The sequence below is a fragment of the Acidovorax sp. Leaf73 genome, from assembly GCF_916855635.1.
GTDB lineage: Bacteria > Pseudomonadota > Gammaproteobacteria > Burkholderiales > Burkholderiaceae_C > Acidovorax > Acidovorax facilis.
In genome coordinates this window covers 330,063-346,484 of the sequence record NZ_CAKASI010000001.1, presented here as the reverse complement: position 1 = coordinate 346,484, position 16,422 = coordinate 330,063, and the positions used below count along the sequence as shown (strand labels likewise).

Here is a 16,422-nt window from a genome sequence, read left to right as displayed (position 1 = left end):
CGGCCCCGCCATGCTGAAGGCCCTTGCCACCCGTGCCGCGCAGTCCCTGCGCAAAAGCTGGAAGCAGCACCTGGCCACCCTCGCGCTCGCCTGGGTCGCCATCGTGGCGGTAGACACCTGGCGCACGCGCGACCTGCCCCAGGGCCCTGCGCCCGATGTGGCGCTGGTGATGGCCCCCAGCGCTGGCGCTACCGCCCCCACCACCCTGGCCCAGTGGCGTGCCCAGCACCCCGGCCAGGCCGTGGCCGTGCACTTCTGGGCCGAATGGTGTGCAGTCTGCAAGCTCGAAGAGCCCAGCATCGCCAGCCTCTCCTCCGACTGGCCCCTCCTGGGTGTGGCCATGCAGTCGGGCAACGCCGACAAGGTGGCGCAGGTGCAGCGCCAGCGCGGCATGCCCTGGCAGACGGCGGTGGACCCGCAGGGCACCCTTTCACGCAGCTGGGGCGTGCGCGCCGTGCCTGCACTGGTGGTCATCGACGCGCACGGCCAGGTGCGGTTTGCCACCTCGGGCTACACACCCGAATGGGCCATGCGCCTACGGCTGTGGTGGGCGCAGACTATGCCGCAGTGGAGTGCAATGCTTCAAAAATGATAGCTGCTAGCACTTTATGAACAAGCGCTGGAGGCCATTTTCATTCAAATCCCCGGCCCGACGCCAAAGTTGCCGCTCTGATCTGTTTGGCGCAGATCTTCAAGACCAGCCGCCTCCGCCTTTGCACACTGGCCCCGTACCACCCACGGAGGCCCGCATGCACATCACCCTGAACCAACAGCCCCAGCCCGTACCACCCGGCTGGGAAGACGAACCCCTGCTCTGGCTGCTGCGCGAGCCCCTGGGCCTCACGGGCACCCGCTTTGGCTGCGGCATGGGCCAATGTGGAGCCTGCACCGTGCACATCGACGGCGTGGCGCAGCGCGCCTGCCTGCACACCGCACGCGGGCTGCAGGGGCGCGCCGTCACCACCATCGAGGGGCTGGCGGCGCCCGACGGAACGCTGCACCCCGTGCAACAGGCCTGGCTGGACCTGCGCGTGCCCCAGTGCGGCTATTGCCAGAGCGGCCAGATCATGGGCGCCGTGGCCTTGCTGCGCGCCACGCCCCGCCCGAGCGATGCGCAGATCGACGCCGCCATGTCGGCCCACCTGTGCCGCTGCGGCACCCAGCACCGGGTGCGCGCGGCCATCCACCAGGCTGCCGGGGGTGCGAAGCCATGAAGCGCCGCCAGTTCTTGGCAGCGGCGGGCGCCGGGGCGCTCACCGTCACGCTCGCAGGCTGCAGCCTGGTGCCGGTGACCCCCAAGCGCCCCACCTCCACCGCCGATGACGCGCTGGGCTGGATACGGCACGAAAACGGCCGCTACACCCTGTGGCTGCCCAGCGCCGAAATGGGCCAGCAGATCAGCGCCGCCATGCAGGGCCTGGCCGCTGCCGAGCTGGGTGTGCCGCCCGCACAGGTGCACCTGCAACTGCCCAGCACCCGCCACATCGCCCGCGTGCGCGCCACTGTGGGCAGCGCCAGCGTGCAGGACTTTGCCCTGCCCCTGGCCCGCGCCTGCGCCACGCTGCGCGAGGCCCTGGCGCAAGGCCAGACCACAGGCACGCTGGCCGCGCGTGACATCCCGGCCAATGCGCTGCGCAGCCTGCAGCCGCGCACCGGGGCCACCAAAGAAGCTGCGGTGGCACCGGGCCAGCTGCACGCCCTCGTCACCGGCCAGCCGCTGTTTGCGGGCGACACGCGCCTGCCCGGCCTGCTCTATGGCCGCGTGCTGCGCGCACCGGTGTCGGCCGAAATCACCTCACGCCCGCAAGCGTGGGATGAGACGGCCGCCCGCGCCGACCCAGCCTGCGTGGCCGTGGTGCAGCACCCGCGCCTCGCGCGGATGGGCAGCCTGGGCCTGGGCATCGTGGCGCGCACGCCCTCGGCGCTCGACCGCATCGAGGCCGCCCTGGCCGTGCAATGGCAGGTGGAAGATGGCAGCGCCTTCGAGCAGGCCGCCATCGACGAGCGCATCGACATCGACACCCACCTGCGCCGGGGCGCGCTGCAGCACCGGCTGCGCAAGGACAACCTGCCCACAGACACAGCATGGACGCTGGACCTGCGCATGGACGTGCCCCTGGCCGCCCACGCGCCCATAGAGCCGCGCAGCGCAACGGCGCACTGGCTGGCCGCCGCAGACCAAGGCATCGCCCTGAAGGTATGGGCGGGCACCCAAGACCTGTTCTACATGCGCGACGTGCTCGCTCGCCAGCTGGGCCTGGATGCCGAACGCATCGAGGTGCAGGCCTGCCGCATCGGCGGCGGCTTTGGCGGCCGCACGCTGTGCACGGTGGAGCTGGAGGCCGCCGTGCTCGCCCAGGCGGTGGGGGCGCCCGTCAAGGTGCAATGGAGCCGCGCGCAGGAGTTTGCCCAGGGCTTCCAGCGCCCGGCCTCCAGCCACCGCGTGCGGGCGCGCGTGCAGGGCGGGCGCATCACCCACTGGTGGCATGCGCTGGCCAGCAGCCACATCCTGTTCACACCCGCCGCCATGCCGGTGTGGATGCAGACCCTGGCCGACCTGGCGGGCGACAGCGGCGTGGCGCGCGGCGCACAAATGCCGTACGACGTGCCCCAGCAGCGCATCGAGTTCACCGCCCAGCGCCTGCCCGTGCACACCGGCCCCTGGCGCGGCCTGGGCGCGGGGCCCAACACCCTGGTGGTGGAAAGCGCCATGGACGAATGCGCGCGCCTAGCCGGGGCCGACCCGCTGGCCTGGCGCCTGCAGCACACCACCGATGCACGCCTGGCGCAGGTGCTGCGCAGTGCCGCTGCAGAATCCAGATGGCCCGAGCGCCCCGCCAGCGACGCCACCACCTTGCGCGGGCGCGGCATCGCAGGCGGTATCTATAAGGGCGTGAGCTACGCCGCCGCCGTGGCCGACGTGGAGGTGCAACGCGCCACCGGCCAGGTGCGCGTAACGGCGCTGTGGTGCGCGCACGACTGCGGCTTGGTGCTGCAGCCTGACGGCGTGCGCGCGCAGACCGAGGGCAACCTCGTGTGGTGCGTGGGCATGGTGCTGCACGAGCAACTGCCCGTGGCCCGCTCGGGCGTGGCCGCTGCCAGCTTTGCCGACTACCCGCTGCCACGCATGGGCGACGTGCCGCCGCTGCATGTGCACCTGATCGAGAGCAGCGCGCCGCCCACCGGTGCCGGAGAAACCGCCATGGTGGCCGGGGCCGGAGCGATCGCCAACGCGCTGCGCGACGCCACCGGCGTGCGTTTTGCCCACCTGCCGGTGCGCAGCGCGGATGTGCTGCGGGCCTTGAGCACGCGGAGCTGAATCACGCAGCACCAACGGCACAATCCGCCCATGCAAGACTTTGCCAGCGCCGCCATGGTCCGCCTGCTGGTGCGCGCCATGGCCGCGCACGTCCTGGTGCCGCCACCGCCCCCACCGGGTGCCGACGGGCTGGCCGCCAGCCATGTGCCCCTGGCCTACAAACGCAGCGTGGTCGAAGCCGTGCTGCATCAGGGCGGCCTGGGCACGCTGCTGCAGCTGGCGCAGCGGGTGGAACTGCTGGCGGGGGACCCGGTACACCGCGCCCTGCTGGGTGCGGCCAGCGTGCCTGAGCTGCTGACGCGCTGGCAGCGGCTGGAGCGGTATGTGCATTCGCGCCACCAGGTCAGCGTCACCGCCAGCGCCCCGGGCACGCTGGCACTGCGCCACCACGCGCGCCCCGGTGTGCCGGAAGAACCCCACCCCACCGAAAGCCTGGCCGTGCTTGGTGTGCTGGTGGGTGCCAGCCAGGCCCTGGGCATGCGCGGGTTGCGGGTGGAGATCGGCGCGCCCGAGGCCGCAGGCCACCGCGTGAACCTGCGGATGGAAGCCCCAGCCACCACCCCAGCCGAACTGCACGCCCAACTGGCACCACTGGCCGCACGCAGGTTGCTGGGTCATTGGACCTTGCACTGGGAACCTCACGACAGCAACGCGTCCACCCCCCCCACCCAGCAGCCCCAGCCCGCCACCCACCTGTGCGACGCACTGCCCTGGCCGACGCTAGCGCACCAGCTGGCGCGCCATGTGCTGCACGACCCGGCCGCGCAGCACACGGTGGATGCACTGGCCCGGCACACCGGCCTGGCCCGCCGCAGCCTGCAGCGGGCGCTGACCGACAGCGGCCTGAGCTGCCGCCACATCGTGACCGAGGCTCGCGCGCGCGTGGCCGCGCAATGGCTGCTGGAGAGCCCTCACGGCCTCGCAGAAATCGGGTTTGCGTGCGGTTTTTCCGACCAGCCCCACTTCACACGCGAATTTGCACGCCATGTGGGCCTGACCCCGGCGCGCTACCGGCAGGCATTTGCCGTCGGAGGCAAGCGAGGGTCGGATTAACTATCAATTTGATAGCTAAAAGTCGATATCTATCGAGCGCTATGGGCCATTTTTATTCAATATTTTCGGGTTTGGAGGGCAACCCGGCAACGGGGGCGCGCTTGCGCATGGCGCCGCCGCCCTGGGGCAGCGCCACCGTGGGCAGCAGGGCGCGTGCAGCCGCCCCACCCGCAGCGGCCGGCGCCATCAGGTCGGCCAGCGTCACGCTGTCCAGCACCGCCAGGTAGGCCTGCATGGCCTGCCACAACACGCCTTTGAGGCGGCAGTGGTTGCTCAGGCGGCACTGGTTGGTGCCGGGGTCAAAACATTCCACCAGGTTGAAGTCGGTCTCGGTGGCACGCACCACGGCACCGATGTTGATGGCCGACGCCGGCACCATCAGCCGCATGCCACCGCCCCGCCCGCGCGTGGTCTCCAGCAGCCCCTGGGCGGCCAGCTGCTGCACGATCTTCATCAAGTGGCTGCGCGAGATGCCGTAGCCCTCGGCCACCTCGATGATCGTTACAGGTTGCTCGCGGCCTTCGGTGGCTGCGCAGTACATGAGCACGCGCAGCGTGTAGTCGGTCCATTGGGTCAGGCGCATGGTTTTTGCCGCAGGTCAATTGAAAGAGGTATGCAGGACGAATTTTATTGAATAAAATATTCATATCAAATGAATCTTTAAAAGGACCCGCCATGAATGCCCGCGTTGACCACCTGGAATCTGCCTCCGCCCACCCCGCCCCGCTCAGCGCCGACCAGCAGATCGGCCAGATCGCGGTGCAACTGCCCGGTGCCACGGCGGTTTTTCGGCGGCTCAAGCTCGACTTTTGCTGCGGCGGCCAGGTGAGCCTGGCGAAGGCGGCGGCCGACAAGGGGCTGGACGCCAACGCCGTGCTGGCCGAGCTGGCGGCCCTGCAACGCAGCGACGCCGTGCCCGAAGCCGCATCGCCCAGCGCACTGATCGACCACATCCTGGCGCGCTACCACGAGGTGCACCGCCAGCAGCTGCCCGAGCTGATCCGCATGGCCCGCCGCGTGGAGGCCGTGCACCGCGACAACCCCCATGTGCCCGCCGGACTGGCCGACCACCTGGAAACCATGCACGAAGAGCTGCTCTCGCACATGCTCAAGGAAGAGCAGGTGCTGTTCCCCATGCTCCAGAGCGGCGGCAACCCCTTTGTGGGCCAGCCCATCGGCATGATGCGCGCCGAACACGTGGACCACGGCGAAGCGTTGGACAAGCTCAACGCCCTGACCAACGACGCCACGCCCCCCCAAGGCGCGTGCAACACCTGGCGCGCGCTGTATGCAGGCATTGCCCAGCTGGGCGATGACCTCATCAACCACATCCACCTGGAGAACAACGTGCTGTTCCCGGCGTTCGAAGCCGGCGCAGCGCCCTCGTCGCAAGGTTGCGGTCCGTCAGGCTGCGCGTGCAGCGGCGGGGGCACACTGCAGGCATGAACCTGCAAACCACTTCACCCGAGGGTCTTGGGGCACACGCACCACCCAGCGTGGAAAGCATCACGCAGCTGGTGCATGGCTTTTACGACGATGTGCGCCAGGACCCGCTGCTGGGGCCCGTGTTTGAAAAGGCCTTGCACGGCCAGTGGGACGCCCACCTGCAGCGGCTGGTGGACTTCTGGAGCACCGTGGCACTTGGCACGCGCAGCTTCAAGGGCGACGTATTTGGCAAGCACATGGTGCTGGAGGGTGTGACGCCCGCCCACTTTGCGGCCTGGGTGGGGCTGTGGCAGCGCCACACCAGCGGCCTGTTTGCCCCCGAGGTGGCGCACGACCTGCAGGTGGCGGCGCATGGCATTGCGCGCAACCTGTTTCGGGGCTACTTTAGCAGCGACCCGGCGTTTGTGCCGCCGCGCAGCGAGCACGGCGAGCGCTGAGCCCAGGCCTTTGCCTGGGTCTTTGCGCCAGGGCTACTTCTTCTTGTCGCCCGGTGTGAAGAACAGCGCCAGGCCCACCGCGATCAGCGCCACCGGCCACCACACCCGCAGCAGCTCGCGCAGACTGATGCTGATCAGCCCCAGATTGGTCAGCAGAAAAAACACGCCCAAAACGACCAGGACGATCGCTGCGATATGGCCTTTCATGTGCATTCCCTCGGAGTTGTTGTGACTGGAGTCAGTATCACATGCCTGCCCACGCCTGCCCATGGCAGGAGACCGCTGGGCCGCCGCCATCAGTTGCGCTCGAAGTAAAGCGGGGGAGGCTCATAGCAGGTGTCGCTGGCAGCAACATATTTGCCCAGGCTGCTAATGGACACGCTGGTCCAGGCCGTGCCGGCCTTTGGATAGCCGTAGACACACATGCCGAACCCCATGCCGAGGGGTGCGCCGGGTGCGGCAGTCAGCGCCAGGGCCGCATCGGTCTCGCGCGCAGGGGCGCGAAGGCGCACTCTCAGCACGTCCTGATAATAGGGTGACAGATCTTGCCGCCAGTCGTCAGCAATCCGAACGGGATAGGGCTTGTCGGTATACCGGACCTCCAGCTTCGCGTCACCCTCCAGCGTCTCGGCCATCACAGCCGTGGCCCCGTACTGGGCGGAATCGCTCTGCACCATGGTGCAAGCGATCACGGGCCGATCCGCCGATGCGTATCCCGCCGCAGAAACGTTGCGATAGGGGCCATCGAAGATAGGAAAGGTGCAAAAGGCTGCTTGCGCGGCCCCCACATGCGCCATCACACACAACGTGACAACAGCCGGCGTGGCCTTCATGGGATTTCCTTTTTCAGTGGCTGGGTCGGCGCGACACCGCCTACCGCGCGCAATGGCGCGAGCAGGTCCGACAGCCCATTGTGGTCAATCTCGTGCATCAGTGCCAGCAATTGCCCCAGCTCGCCTTTGGGAAAGCCCTCGCGCGCAAACCAGTTCAGGTAGTTGCCGGGCAGGTCGGCCAACAGCGTGCCTTTGTATTTGCCGTAGGGCATCTCGGTGGTGACCAGGCGCTGCAATTTTTCCGAGTCCATCGGACAGCCCTCCTCAGCCGCCTGCCCGCTTGACCTTGTGGCCCAGCTTTTGCAGTGCGGCCATCACGCGCGCCACATGGTCGCCCTGCACTTCGATCACGCCGTCCTTCACCGTGCCACCGCTGCCGCAAGCGGCTTTGAGCTGCTTGCCCAGCTGCTCCAGTGCGGCCGCGTCCACCAGCACGCCCTTGACCAGGGTCACAGCCTTGCCGCCCCGGCCTTTGGTTTCACGGGATACGCGCACGATGCCGTCGCCGGTGGGCAAAGGCTTGTTCTGCTTGCAGGTGCACTGCGCCACGGGCTGGCGGCAGTCGGGGCACATGCGGCCGGACTCGGTGGAATACACCAGGCCGCCCAGGTCAGCCAACGACTTCATGGCTTTTTTCCTTCCACCTCTTGTTGCAGCATGTGAAAGTTGAGCAGCCGGGTGGCCAGCATGGTCTCGGTCAGAAAACACACCAGCGCCAGCAAAAACGACGCCACCCCCGCCAGAAAACCCGCCACGGCCAGGCGGTTGGACTGGAAGTTGGTGGTCTCGCCGAGGAACAGCAGGATGATGGTGATGCCGATCAGGAACGCACAGAACGTGAGCAGCCCGATGCAGCCATTGGCCAGCCGCCCACGCAGCCGCAAGTCGGCCAGTTCGTTGTAGGCGCGGGCCAGAAACTCGGGCTCGGTGTTGGCGCGGGCGCGGTCTTCCACCACGCGGGCCCGGTCGATGATGCGGGCCAACCGGCCCGCCACAGCGCCAATCATGCCGGACACGGCCGTGAGCAAAAACACGGGGGCCACCGCCAGCTGGATGCCGTGGGTGATGGCAGAGGAGTCAAGGGTGAGGGCCATGGTGCTTAGAAACAAAGGAAAAACCGGCGAACCGCCGGTGGCCCAATTATCAGGGTGATGGCGCGCGCAGCCAGGCCCTGCGCACCACGGCCTTGACTGCCTGGCGCGCGTGCAGGGGCTTCGGCAGCAACTGCGGCGACAATCGCCCCATCCCTTCCCACCGTTCGCGCTGTTGTGCGTCCCCCTTTCAACGCCGCCCCAGCGCTGCCTCCATGCCCTTTGCCTCCCTCGGTTTGTCCCCTGCCCTTGTCCACGCTGCAGAAAAAGCGGGTTTTGTAGCGCCCACGCCCATCCAGGCGGGGGCCATCCCGGCCATCCTGCAGGGGGCTGATCTGCTGGGAGCCGCCCAGACGGGTTCGGGCAAGACAGCCGCTTTTGCCCTGCCCTTGCTGCAGCAGCTGCAGCTGAGCGCCACCGGCGGCCCACGCCGGGTGCGCGCCCTGGTGCTGGTGCCCACGCGCGAGCTGGCCGCCCAGGTGGGCGAGGTGCTGCGCAGCCTGGCACAGCACCTGCAGCAGCCGCTGAAAGTGGCCATTGTGTTCGGCGGCGTCTCGATCAACCCGCAAATGCTGGGCCTGCGTGGCGGCGCAGACATTGTGGTGGCCACGCCGGGCCGCCTGCTGGATCTGGTAGACCACAACGCGCTGCGCCTGTCGGCCGTGGCGCACCTGGTGCTGGACGAGGCCGACCGCCTGCTGGACCTGGGCTTTGCCGAAGAACTGCAGCGCGTGCTGGCGCTGCTGCCTGCGCAGCGGCAGAACCTGTTCTTCTCGGCCACCTTCCCTGCGGCGGTGCAGGCGCTGGCCGATGGCCTGCTGAAGAACCCCGTGCGCGTGGAGGTGCCCCACACCCCGGGCAACGAGCCCGCCATCGAGCAACGGGCCATTGCAGTGGACGCCAGCCGCCGCACCCAGCTGCTGCGCCATCTGGTCAAGGAACACAACTGGTCGCGCGTGCTGGTGTTCGTGGCCACGCAATACGCGGCCGAGCATGTGGCCGAAAAGCTCTACAAAGCGGGTATCTTTGCCACGCCCTTCCACGGCGGCCTGAGCCAGGGCGCGCGCAAACAGGTGCTGCAGGAGTTCAAGGATGAACGCTGGCAGGTAGTGGTGACCACCGACCTGGCCGCACGCGGCATCGACATTGCGCAGTTGCCTGCGGTGGTCAATTACGACCTGCCACGCTCGGCCGTGGACTATGTGCACCGCATCGGCCGCACGGGCCGCGCGGGCGAGAGCGGTGTGGCCGTGAGCTTTGTGACGGCCGATGCCGAAGCACATTTCCGCCTCATCGAAAAACGTCAGCACCTCACCATCCCGCGCGAACACATTGCGGGTTTTGAACCCACCGAGGCCCCTGCGCCCGCTTCATCCACAGATCCCCAGGGCACTGGCGGCATCAAGGGCAAGCGGCCCAGCAAAAAGGACAAACTGCGCGCAGCAGCAGCGGCAGCTCCGGAATCGCCCCCCGCCGCCCACAAAAAAGGCTCCTGAAAGGAGCCTTTGGAAGCGCCGTGAAGGGCGGCCGCCCAAGCAGCCTGAGTTTCAGACCTCTTCGTCGCCCTCGTCCATACCATCCTCATCAGCGCCTTGCGGCTCGCCCGGCGCCCGTGGCGTGCGCTTGGCGGGCTTGGCCAGAATCTCGACATAGAACTGCGCGCCGCCCTCAGCGGCCACACCGTTGATCAGCCCGGTCAAGGCCGACAGGTGCGCCACGGTGGCGTCTTCCTTGGTGGGACCAAACTGGCAGTCAAAGTCCCAAAAATCAGCGCCTTCGGGCAGGTCGCGGCGCCGTTCGCGCTTGATGTACTTGCGGATTTCGTGCTTGACGGCATCCAGAACGCGGTCCCGGTTCTTGCCTTCAACATGGAGTTGGAAAGTTTTTCTCATGGGTGATGGTACCGCCTGTGACAGATATAGATTCCCAGCCGGGCACCCCAGTGCCACAATGGTGCATTACTTTTGGTTACCGCCAAGCCCGATGTTCCACGACCTCAGTCTGCTGCACACACTGCCAGCGGCCGTGCTCGTCACGCAGGAGGGCGCCATCCGCTTTGCCAACGCTGCCAGCATGGCGCTGCTGGAAGCGCCCAGCACCGATAGCCTGATAGGCCGCCTCTCGGGCGATTTTGTGCATCCCATGGACCAGGTGCGCTCTACCAACCGCATCCAGCAGGTCGCTGTGCCCGAACAGGGCGGCCGGCCCAACAAATCGTCTGAATTTCGCATCCGCACACTGCAGGGCAACCTGCGCATGGTGCTCATCAGCAGCGTGGCTGTGGAGTGGAACGGAGCCCCCGCCGTGCTGATGTGTGGTCTGGACATGACCCACCAGAGCGAGATCGAGGCCCAGCTGCGCGAGAGCGAGCAGAACTTCCGTCGCCTTTTTGAGAACATGCAGGACGTCTACTACCGCACCGATGCCCAGGGCATCGTGCAACATGTGGGCCCTGGCGTGCGCCGGGTGCTGGGCTACGAGCCCCACGAAATCGAGGGCCGCACGGCCGAGTCGTACTACCCGCAAAGCACTGACCGAGACGCGTTCAAGGCCGCCATCATGGAGCATGGCGAGGTGTCGGATTTTCCGGGCCAGATGGTGCGGCGCGACGGCACCGTGATCGACATCTCCATCAGCAGCCACGCCTTGTACGACCATGCTGGCAATTTCGCAGGGGTGGAGGGCATTTACCGCGACGTGACGCAGCGCAAGAACCTGGAGCGCGAGCTGCAGCGCCTGGCCACCACCGACATGCTCACCGGCATGGCCAACCGCCGCGCATTTCTGGAATGTGCGGAGTCGGTGTATGCCCATTCACGCAGCAATGGCGAGCCGCTCACGCTGCTGATGCTGGACCTGGACCATTTCAAATCCATCAACGACCGTTTTGGCCACCTTGAAGGCGACCGCGCCCTGGTGGCGTTTGCGCAGGCCGTCAAAAACCAGCTGCGCGCCAGCGACACCGTGGGCCGACTGGGCGGCGAAGAGTTTGGCGTGCTGCTGCCGCTGACCAGCATGGCCGAGGGCCTGGAAGTGGCGAAACGCATCCTGCATGGCGTTCGCGCCCTGCAACTGAGCGACGAGGCAGGCCACGCCTACGGCATCACGGCCAGCCTGGGCCTGAGCACCTTCCGCCAGGCAGACCGCAGCCTGCGCGACATGCTCGACCGCGCCGACCAGGCTCTGTACCTGGCCAAAAACCAGGGGCGCGACCAGATCGCTTCGCTGGAACCCTTGGGCGAACAGCCGAATCGCCAAGTAGCCGAATAACCTATCTGCGGCTGCGCCTTACCAACGCATGCGTTCCTGCTGCAGGTTCCACAGGCAGGCGGCAATCCGCAGCAGCATCTCCATCACCTGTTCAGAGCCGCTGCTCGACAGCTCCAGGCCATCAATGATCACGGCAAGCTGCGAGATGGCGTCTTCGGGCGCAGAGGCACCGCCCGTCCGCGCAATCTCGGCAATGGCGATGAGTACGTCTGTGCGGTTCATGGAGCATCTTCCCCATAGCAAAAGAATCTGATGACCTGCACCGCACCGGTCCTGTGCGTCCAGTCAGCGGGGTGCCAGGGACAATTGCTTGGGGGATGAAGCCCCTGCTGGCAGGGCAGGCAGTGGCTGCGTACCTCGGTAGCCTCCTTCGAAGGCATCCCCAGCGCCGTCAGGCGCCAGCCTGAACTGGTGAACGACCTCCAGCAGGCGCCTAACCTGATTCTTCATGCCGGTGGATGCCGACGAACTGTCGTCCACCAGCGCGGCATTTTTCTGCGTGGCGGCGTCCAGCTGCCGCACGGCTTCGCCGATCTGCGCAATGCCGCGGGCCTGCTCCTGCCCCGCGTCCTTGATCTCGCTGATGAGTTCCATCACCTCGTCCACACGCTGCACGGTGCTGGCCACCCGCTCGCCCGCCTGGCCCACCAGGGTGGACCCGCGCTCCACACCACGCACACTGGCGGCAATCAGGCCCCGAATCTCGCGGGCGGCCGTGCTGCTGCGCTGGGACAGTCCACGCACCTCGCCCGCCACCACGGCAAAGCCGCGTCCCTGCTCGCCCGCGCGGGCCGCCTCCACCGCCGCATTGAGGGCCAGCAGGTTGGTCTGGAACGCGATGTCATCAATCACCTTGATGATGTCGGTGACCTTTTGCGACTGCACGCTGATCTCCTGCATGGTGGTGATCACGTCGCGCATCACACTGCCGCCCTCGTTGGCCACCTTGGCGGCCTCTTGGGCCAGCTCGGTGGCGCGGTGGGCGTTGTCCGTGTTGTGTTGCACGGTGATGGTGAGCTGCTCCATCGAGGCGGCCGTCTCCTGGAGATTGGACGCCTGCACCTCGGTACGGCGCGCCAGGTCTTCGGTGCCGCCCGCAATCAGCACGGCCTCCTGCGCCACAGTTTCGGTGCTGGAGCGCACCTCGGTGATCACGCGCACCAGCTGGTGGTTCATCTCCCGCAGGGCGCCCAGCAATTCTGCGGTTTCATCCGTGCCGCGCACATCGATCTGTGCGCTCAGATCGCCACCCGCCACCGTGCGGGCCAGCACCACCGCCTGGCGCAAAGGGCGCGAGATGGAGCGGGTGATAACCCACGCCATCGCAGCGCCCGCCACCAGGGCCAGCCCGGTGGCCGCCAGCATCCACCAGTGAATGGTGTTGCTCATCTCCCGTGCGCCGGCAAACTCTGCCGCCGCCACGTTGATCTGCAGGGCTACCAGCTTCTCGATGGCGTCCTGCACCTTGGCCGCATTGGGGCGGATCTGGTTGATATAAAGCTCGGAACCATCGTCGTACTTGCCTGCCACCAATGCCGAGGCAGCCGGGATGAGACCCTTGTCCAGGAAGGTGGCATTGGCATCGGCAAAGGCCTGCGCCAGACCTTGCTCCTCAGCACCCAGCGCCTTGCCGGAATACGCCGTCCACAGCGCGTGGATGCGCTCCACGTTGGCAGTCAACGCGGCGTGGCTGGCCTGCAGGTTGCTGGTACCCGGGTCCATCAGCATGTCCATCACCAGCACCCGGTTGCGCTGCGTCAGGTGGCTGATCTCTGCCAGCACGCCCAGGGGCACCGTGCGGTCACCATACAGCGCCGCGCTGCGCTCGGTCAGGCGCTTGGCACCGCTGATGCCCCCCGCAGCCAGTGCAGAAATCAGCAGCAAAAGCACTGCAAACGCCAGCGCCAGCCGGGTGCCAATCTTGATTTTTTGAAGCATCTGAATCTCTCATGAAGGTTCACTGGGCGGGCAGCCGGGGTCATTGCCACCGCATCAGCTGGCGCGCACGCCTTGCCAGCAAGGTCTACGTCTGCCTCAGCTGATACTAATTGTTTCAAGTGACAAAATAATGACGATAGGATAAACATTCCCCATTCATTTCAGTGGTTAAAATCGGCGCCGCTTTGACAAGCTGAGACTTCATAAATCACTCCAATGTCCCTCCCGGGCATAGGCCCATGGTCAGAATTTCACAGCCACATCCTTATTAATTAAAACCAACATACAAAAATCCATGAAATATATCTATGCCGTATTCATGCTGGCACTTGCACTGCTACAGGCGGACCAGGCCAGGGCACAAGCCGTAACGGGCGCAGGCTCGTCGGCCGCAGCCCCCATCTACCGCAGCTGGGCCAAGGCCTACGCCAAAGCCACCGGCTCCAGGGTGGACTACGATCCGGTGGGCTCCAGCGCAGGCATGAAAAAGATCCAGCAACAGGCCGTGGGCTTCGGCGCCACCGATGTCTACCCACCTGACAAGGACCTCATCGAACACGGATTGCTCGCGCTGCCTGTGGCCATCACCGGCATCAGCCCCATCGTCAACCTGCCCAAAGTCCAAAACGCACAGCTGCGCCTGACGGGCGAGGTGCTCAGCCGCATCTTCCTGGGTGAAATCAGCCGCTGGAATGCCCCCGAGATCACCGCGCTGAACCCCGAGACTCCGCTGCCCGACATGCCCATCAAGGTGGTGGTGCGTGCCGACGGCTCGGGCACCACCTACAACTTCGCCGATTACCTGGGCAAGGTCAGCCCGAAATGGAAGGCTTCCCACGGAGCCAAGACAAGCATCCAATGGCCCGAAGGATTTCTGGCCTTCAAGGGGAGCGATGGGGTGGCCAAGGGTGTGCGCGACACGGCGGGTGCCATCGGTTATGTGGATTTTGGGTATGTGGCCGAATATGGCCTGGCATCGGTGCAGATGAAAAATGCCGAGGGTGTTTTTGTGAAACCCTCCATCGACGCTTTCAAATCCGCACTGGCCAACAGCGAGTGGCCAGCCACCGGGGCCTTCCACAATACGCTGACACAAAAACCCGGCAAAGCCGTGTGGCCCATCACCATGGGCACGTTTGTGGTGTTCCCCAAAGTCACTCAAAATCCAGAGCAAACCACCCTGGCCCTCAAATTCATTATCTGGTCGTTTCTCAATGGCGATACCCTCGTCCATGAAAACAATTTTGTTCGATTACCAGACCGGGTTCAGGCATCGGCTTTCAAAGCAATTACCTCCATCCGCGATAAAAATGGCACTCCGCTGGGCATGAGCCTGATTTCATCCTCCGCACCCTTGCAGCAATAATCTGGCACTCATGGTTTTCGCCTTTAAAATCATTCACTGGGATTTCTATTAATCTTTTTACCGGCAGGCTCTGCCGCCCCCACCACCAGGCGCCGTCTTCATGGAAATCGAGTTCAAGTTCTGCATCCCCCCAGAGCGCCTGGCTGCGGTGCAGGCCGCCGCGCGCAGGGGCACACACGCGCACATCCGCATGGAGGCCCGCTACTTCGATACGCCCGATGCAGCGCTGTCGTCGCGTGGCATTGCTTTTCGGCTGCGCCGCGAGGGCGACCAGTGGGTGCAAACCGTCAAGGCCCTGGGCAACGGACCGCTGGACCGCGAGGAGCACAACGTGGACCGGGGCCACGCCACAGGCCCCGCCCCAGAGCCCCAGCCTGAGTTGCACGCAGGCACCGTGGCGGGCACACGGCTGCTGGGTGCTCTGCAGGCCGCCAGCGGCCCTCTGACCGAAACCTACGGCACCGAGATGGACCGCGTGACACGGGACATCGCCTTCAAGGGCGGTGTGGTGGAGTTGGCTCTGGACATCGGCCGGGTCATCGCCCATCGCGGCACGCCGCAGCAGAAAGAGGCCCGCATCTGCGAGCTGGAGCTGGAACTCAAGGCCGGCCCGCTGGCGGGCCTGGTGGCCATCGCCACCCGGTGGGCCACACGGCATGGGCTGTTTCTGAGCACGGTGTCCAAGGCTGAGCGAGGCGAGCGTCTGCTGGCCCCGCAATGGGCACGGCCCGCCACCAAGGCCACCCCGATGAAGGCCAGTGGCCTCCCAAAGCACTTCCTGAACGGGCGCGCGTTGCAGCGCGCGGCAGTGGCCCATTGCCTCCACCAGATCCTGGCCAACGCCAGCGAGATCGTCGAAGGCGGGGGCGATGGAGAGCATGTGCACCAGTTGCGCATCGGCATCCGCCGCTTACGCACCGCCTTGCGCGAGTTGGCGCCGTTGGCACCCGGCGCATTCGACCCCGCCTGGGAGCCGCCGCTGGTGGAGGTGTTCCAGCGCCTGGGCCAACTGCGCGACCAGGGGCAAGCCCTGCAGTCCATCGTTGCCGATCTGCGCGATGCGGGTGCGCCTGCCCTGGATGTGATTGTGGCGGCGGGGCACGCCCCCGCCCCATCCGCCGCCGCCGCCATCGTGCGCATGCCAGCGTTTCAGGCAGCGTTGATCGCCCTCATGGCGTTCACGGCCCAGGGCGAGGACGCCCCGCCGGCGGCCGCAGAAGAAGCCCTGGACGCGAAGGACACCCGCCGCCTGCTGCAGAAGCGATTGCGCCGCCTGCACGCCAAGGTGCGCCAAGGCTCCCAAGACTTTGCCGCCCTGCCGGTGGAGGAACAACACCGCCTGCGCAAGCGCTTGAAGCGTTTGCGCTACCTGACGGAATTTGTCGCGCCTGCACTGGACGCCGAGGGGGAATCGTTCCTCGCCAGCCTGCAGCCTGCGCTGACGGCTCTGGGCCGGCTGGGCGATGAACGGGTGGCCCGCGCGCTGTACAGCGACATCGCTGCCATGGACCCGCGGGCCTGGTTTGGCATGGGCTGGCTGACTGCACGGGAGGCGTTGACGGTGGCTGACTGCGAAAAGGCCTTGGCCCACCTTGCCGACATGCCCCGCCTGCGCAAGGCGGGCAAGCGCTGAGAGCGGTGGCTGCAGTAGACGCGCCGTACCCCCATC

The 16,422-nt window shown here is 66.4% G+C and carries 19 protein-coding genes; 10 read left to right on the top strand and 9 right to left on the bottom strand.

All coding sequences use genetic code 11. The features are described 5' to 3' along the window. The first annotated feature begins 10 nt into the window (after positions 1 to 10). From LPA35_RS01720 to LPA35_RS01705, 4 genes are all read left to right on the top strand, one after another. Positions 11 to 592: a redoxin domain-containing protein gene (locus LPA35_RS01720; RefSeq protein ID WP_228894647.1), complete on the top strand. Its 582-nt coding sequence runs from the start codon at positions 11 to 13 to the stop codon at positions 590 to 592. 157 nt (positions 593 to 749) lie between these two features. Continuing rightward, complete coding sequence (locus tag LPA35_RS01715; RefSeq protein ID WP_228894646.1) at positions 750 to 1,214, top strand: (2Fe-2S)-binding protein; 465 nt, start codon at positions 750 to 752, stop codon at positions 1,212 to 1,214. Next, the gene (locus tag LPA35_RS01710; protein WP_228894645.1) at positions 1,211 to 3,319 is read left to right on the top strand and encodes a xanthine dehydrogenase family protein molybdopterin-binding subunit; all 2,109 of its coding nucleotides are present in this window, start codon (positions 1,211 to 1,213) and stop codon (positions 3,317 to 3,319) included. Before LPA35_RS01715 ends, LPA35_RS01710 begins: the two co-directional genes overlap by 4 nt. Before the next feature lie 30 nt (positions 3,320 to 3,349). Next, complete coding sequence (locus LPA35_RS01705; protein ID WP_228894644.1) at positions 3,350 to 4,372, top strand: helix-turn-helix transcriptional regulator; 1,023 nt, start codon at positions 3,350 to 3,352, stop codon at positions 4,370 to 4,372. Between the two features lie 52 nt (positions 4,373 to 4,424). Here LPA35_RS01705 and LPA35_RS01700 read toward each other — a convergent pair whose 3' ends face one another. Then, entirely contained in the window at positions 4,425 to 4,955 is a 531-nt protein-coding gene (locus LPA35_RS01700) for an Rrf2 family transcriptional regulator (protein WP_228894643.1), read from the bottom strand. Between the two features lie 92 nt (positions 4,956 to 5,047). Here LPA35_RS01700 and ytfE point away from each other — a divergent pair, with 92 nt between their 5' ends. Beyond that, positions 5,048 to 5,818: an iron-sulfur cluster repair protein YtfE gene (gene ytfE / locus LPA35_RS01695; RefSeq protein WP_228894641.1), complete on the top strand. Its 771-nt coding sequence runs from the start codon at positions 5,048 to 5,050 to the stop codon at positions 5,816 to 5,818. Continuing rightward, positions 5,815 to 6,255 carry a group III truncated hemoglobin gene (locus tag LPA35_RS01690; protein ID WP_228894640.1) on the top strand — a complete coding sequence of 147 codons (441 nt, stop codon included), beginning with the start codon at positions 5,815 to 5,817 and terminating at the stop codon, positions 6,253 to 6,255. Before ytfE ends, LPA35_RS01690 begins: the two co-directional genes overlap by 4 nt. A 33-nt stretch (positions 6,256 to 6,288) precedes the next feature. On the opposite strand, the gene LPA35_RS01685 is transcribed toward LPA35_RS01690, so the two are convergent. The 5 genes from LPA35_RS01685 to LPA35_RS01665 form a co-directional block, all read right to left on the bottom strand. Continuing rightward, positions 6,289 to 6,462, bottom strand: a complete 174-nt coding sequence (locus LPA35_RS01685; protein WP_171012331.1) for a LiaI-LiaF-like domain-containing protein — start codon at positions 6,460 to 6,462, stop codon at positions 6,289 to 6,291. An 89-nt stretch (positions 6,463 to 6,551) separates the two neighbouring features. Beyond that, positions 6,552 to 7,088: a hypothetical protein gene (locus LPA35_RS01680; RefSeq protein WP_228894639.1), complete on the bottom strand. Its 537-nt coding sequence runs from the start codon at positions 7,086 to 7,088 to the stop codon at positions 6,552 to 6,554. Further along, complete coding sequence (locus LPA35_RS01675; RefSeq protein ID WP_228894638.1) at positions 7,085 to 7,339, bottom strand: DUF3820 family protein; 255 nt, start codon at positions 7,337 to 7,339, stop codon at positions 7,085 to 7,087. The genes LPA35_RS01680 and LPA35_RS01675 overlap by 4 nt, the downstream gene beginning before the upstream one ends. 13 nt (positions 7,340 to 7,352) lie before the next feature. After that, positions 7,353 to 7,715 (bottom strand): translation initiation factor Sui1, encoded by a 363-nt coding sequence (locus tag LPA35_RS01670; protein ID WP_228894635.1) that lies wholly within the window; start codon positions 7,713 to 7,715, stop codon positions 7,353 to 7,355. Next, entirely contained in the window at positions 7,712 to 8,182 is a 471-nt protein-coding gene (locus LPA35_RS01665; RefSeq protein WP_121506890.1) for a DUF2721 domain-containing protein, read from the bottom strand. Before LPA35_RS01665 ends, LPA35_RS01670 begins: the two co-directional genes overlap by 4 nt. 212 nt (positions 8,183 to 8,394) lie before the next feature. Here LPA35_RS01665 and LPA35_RS01660 point away from each other — a divergent pair, with 212 nt between their 5' ends. Continuing rightward, a complete protein-coding gene (locus LPA35_RS01660) occupies positions 8,395 to 9,675 on the top strand; it encodes a DEAD/DEAH box helicase (RefSeq protein ID WP_228894633.1) in 1,281 nt (426 codons plus the stop codon). Between the two features lie 51 nt (positions 9,676 to 9,726). Here LPA35_RS01660 and LPA35_RS01655 read toward each other — a convergent pair whose 3' ends face one another. Next, entirely contained in the window at positions 9,727 to 10,071 is a 345-nt protein-coding gene (locus tag LPA35_RS01655) for a DUF6172 family protein (RefSeq protein WP_218299443.1), read from the bottom strand. A 91-nt stretch (positions 10,072 to 10,162) separates the two neighbouring features. On the opposite strand from LPA35_RS01655, the gene LPA35_RS01650 reads away from it, so the two are divergent. Then, positions 10,163 to 11,449 (top strand): sensor domain-containing diguanylate cyclase, encoded by a 1,287-nt coding sequence (locus LPA35_RS01650; protein WP_228894632.1) that lies wholly within the window; start codon positions 10,163 to 10,165, stop codon positions 11,447 to 11,449. An 18-nt stretch (positions 11,450 to 11,467) separates the two neighbouring features. Here the strand turns inward: LPA35_RS01650 and LPA35_RS01645 are convergent, their stop codons facing one another. Together LPA35_RS01645 and LPA35_RS01640 are read right to left on the bottom strand one after the other, a co-directional pair. Next, positions 11,468 to 11,671, bottom strand: coding sequence for a hypothetical protein (locus LPA35_RS01645; protein ID WP_055402288.1), 204 nt, complete (start codon positions 11,669 to 11,671; stop codon positions 11,468 to 11,470). 63 nt (positions 11,672 to 11,734) lie between these two features. Beyond that, the gene (locus tag LPA35_RS01640) at positions 11,735 to 13,387 is read right to left on the bottom strand and encodes a methyl-accepting chemotaxis protein (protein WP_228894631.1); all 1,653 of its coding nucleotides are present in this window, start codon (positions 13,385 to 13,387) and stop codon (positions 11,735 to 11,737) included. Between the two features lie 295 nt (positions 13,388 to 13,682). Here LPA35_RS01640 and pstS point away from each other — a divergent pair, with 295 nt between their 5' ends. Both pstS and LPA35_RS01630 read left to right on the top strand, forming a co-directional pair. Further along, complete coding sequence (gene pstS / locus LPA35_RS01635) at positions 13,683 to 14,753, top strand: phosphate ABC transporter substrate-binding protein PstS (RefSeq protein ID WP_228894629.1); 1,071 nt, start codon at positions 13,683 to 13,685, stop codon at positions 14,751 to 14,753. 100 nt (positions 14,754 to 14,853) lie between these two features. After that, positions 14,854 to 16,386 carry a CYTH and CHAD domain-containing protein gene (locus LPA35_RS01630; protein ID WP_228894627.1) on the top strand — a complete coding sequence of 511 codons (1,533 nt, stop codon included), beginning with the start codon at positions 14,854 to 14,856 and terminating at the stop codon, positions 16,384 to 16,386. Positions 16,387 to 16,422: the final 36 nt, after the last annotated feature.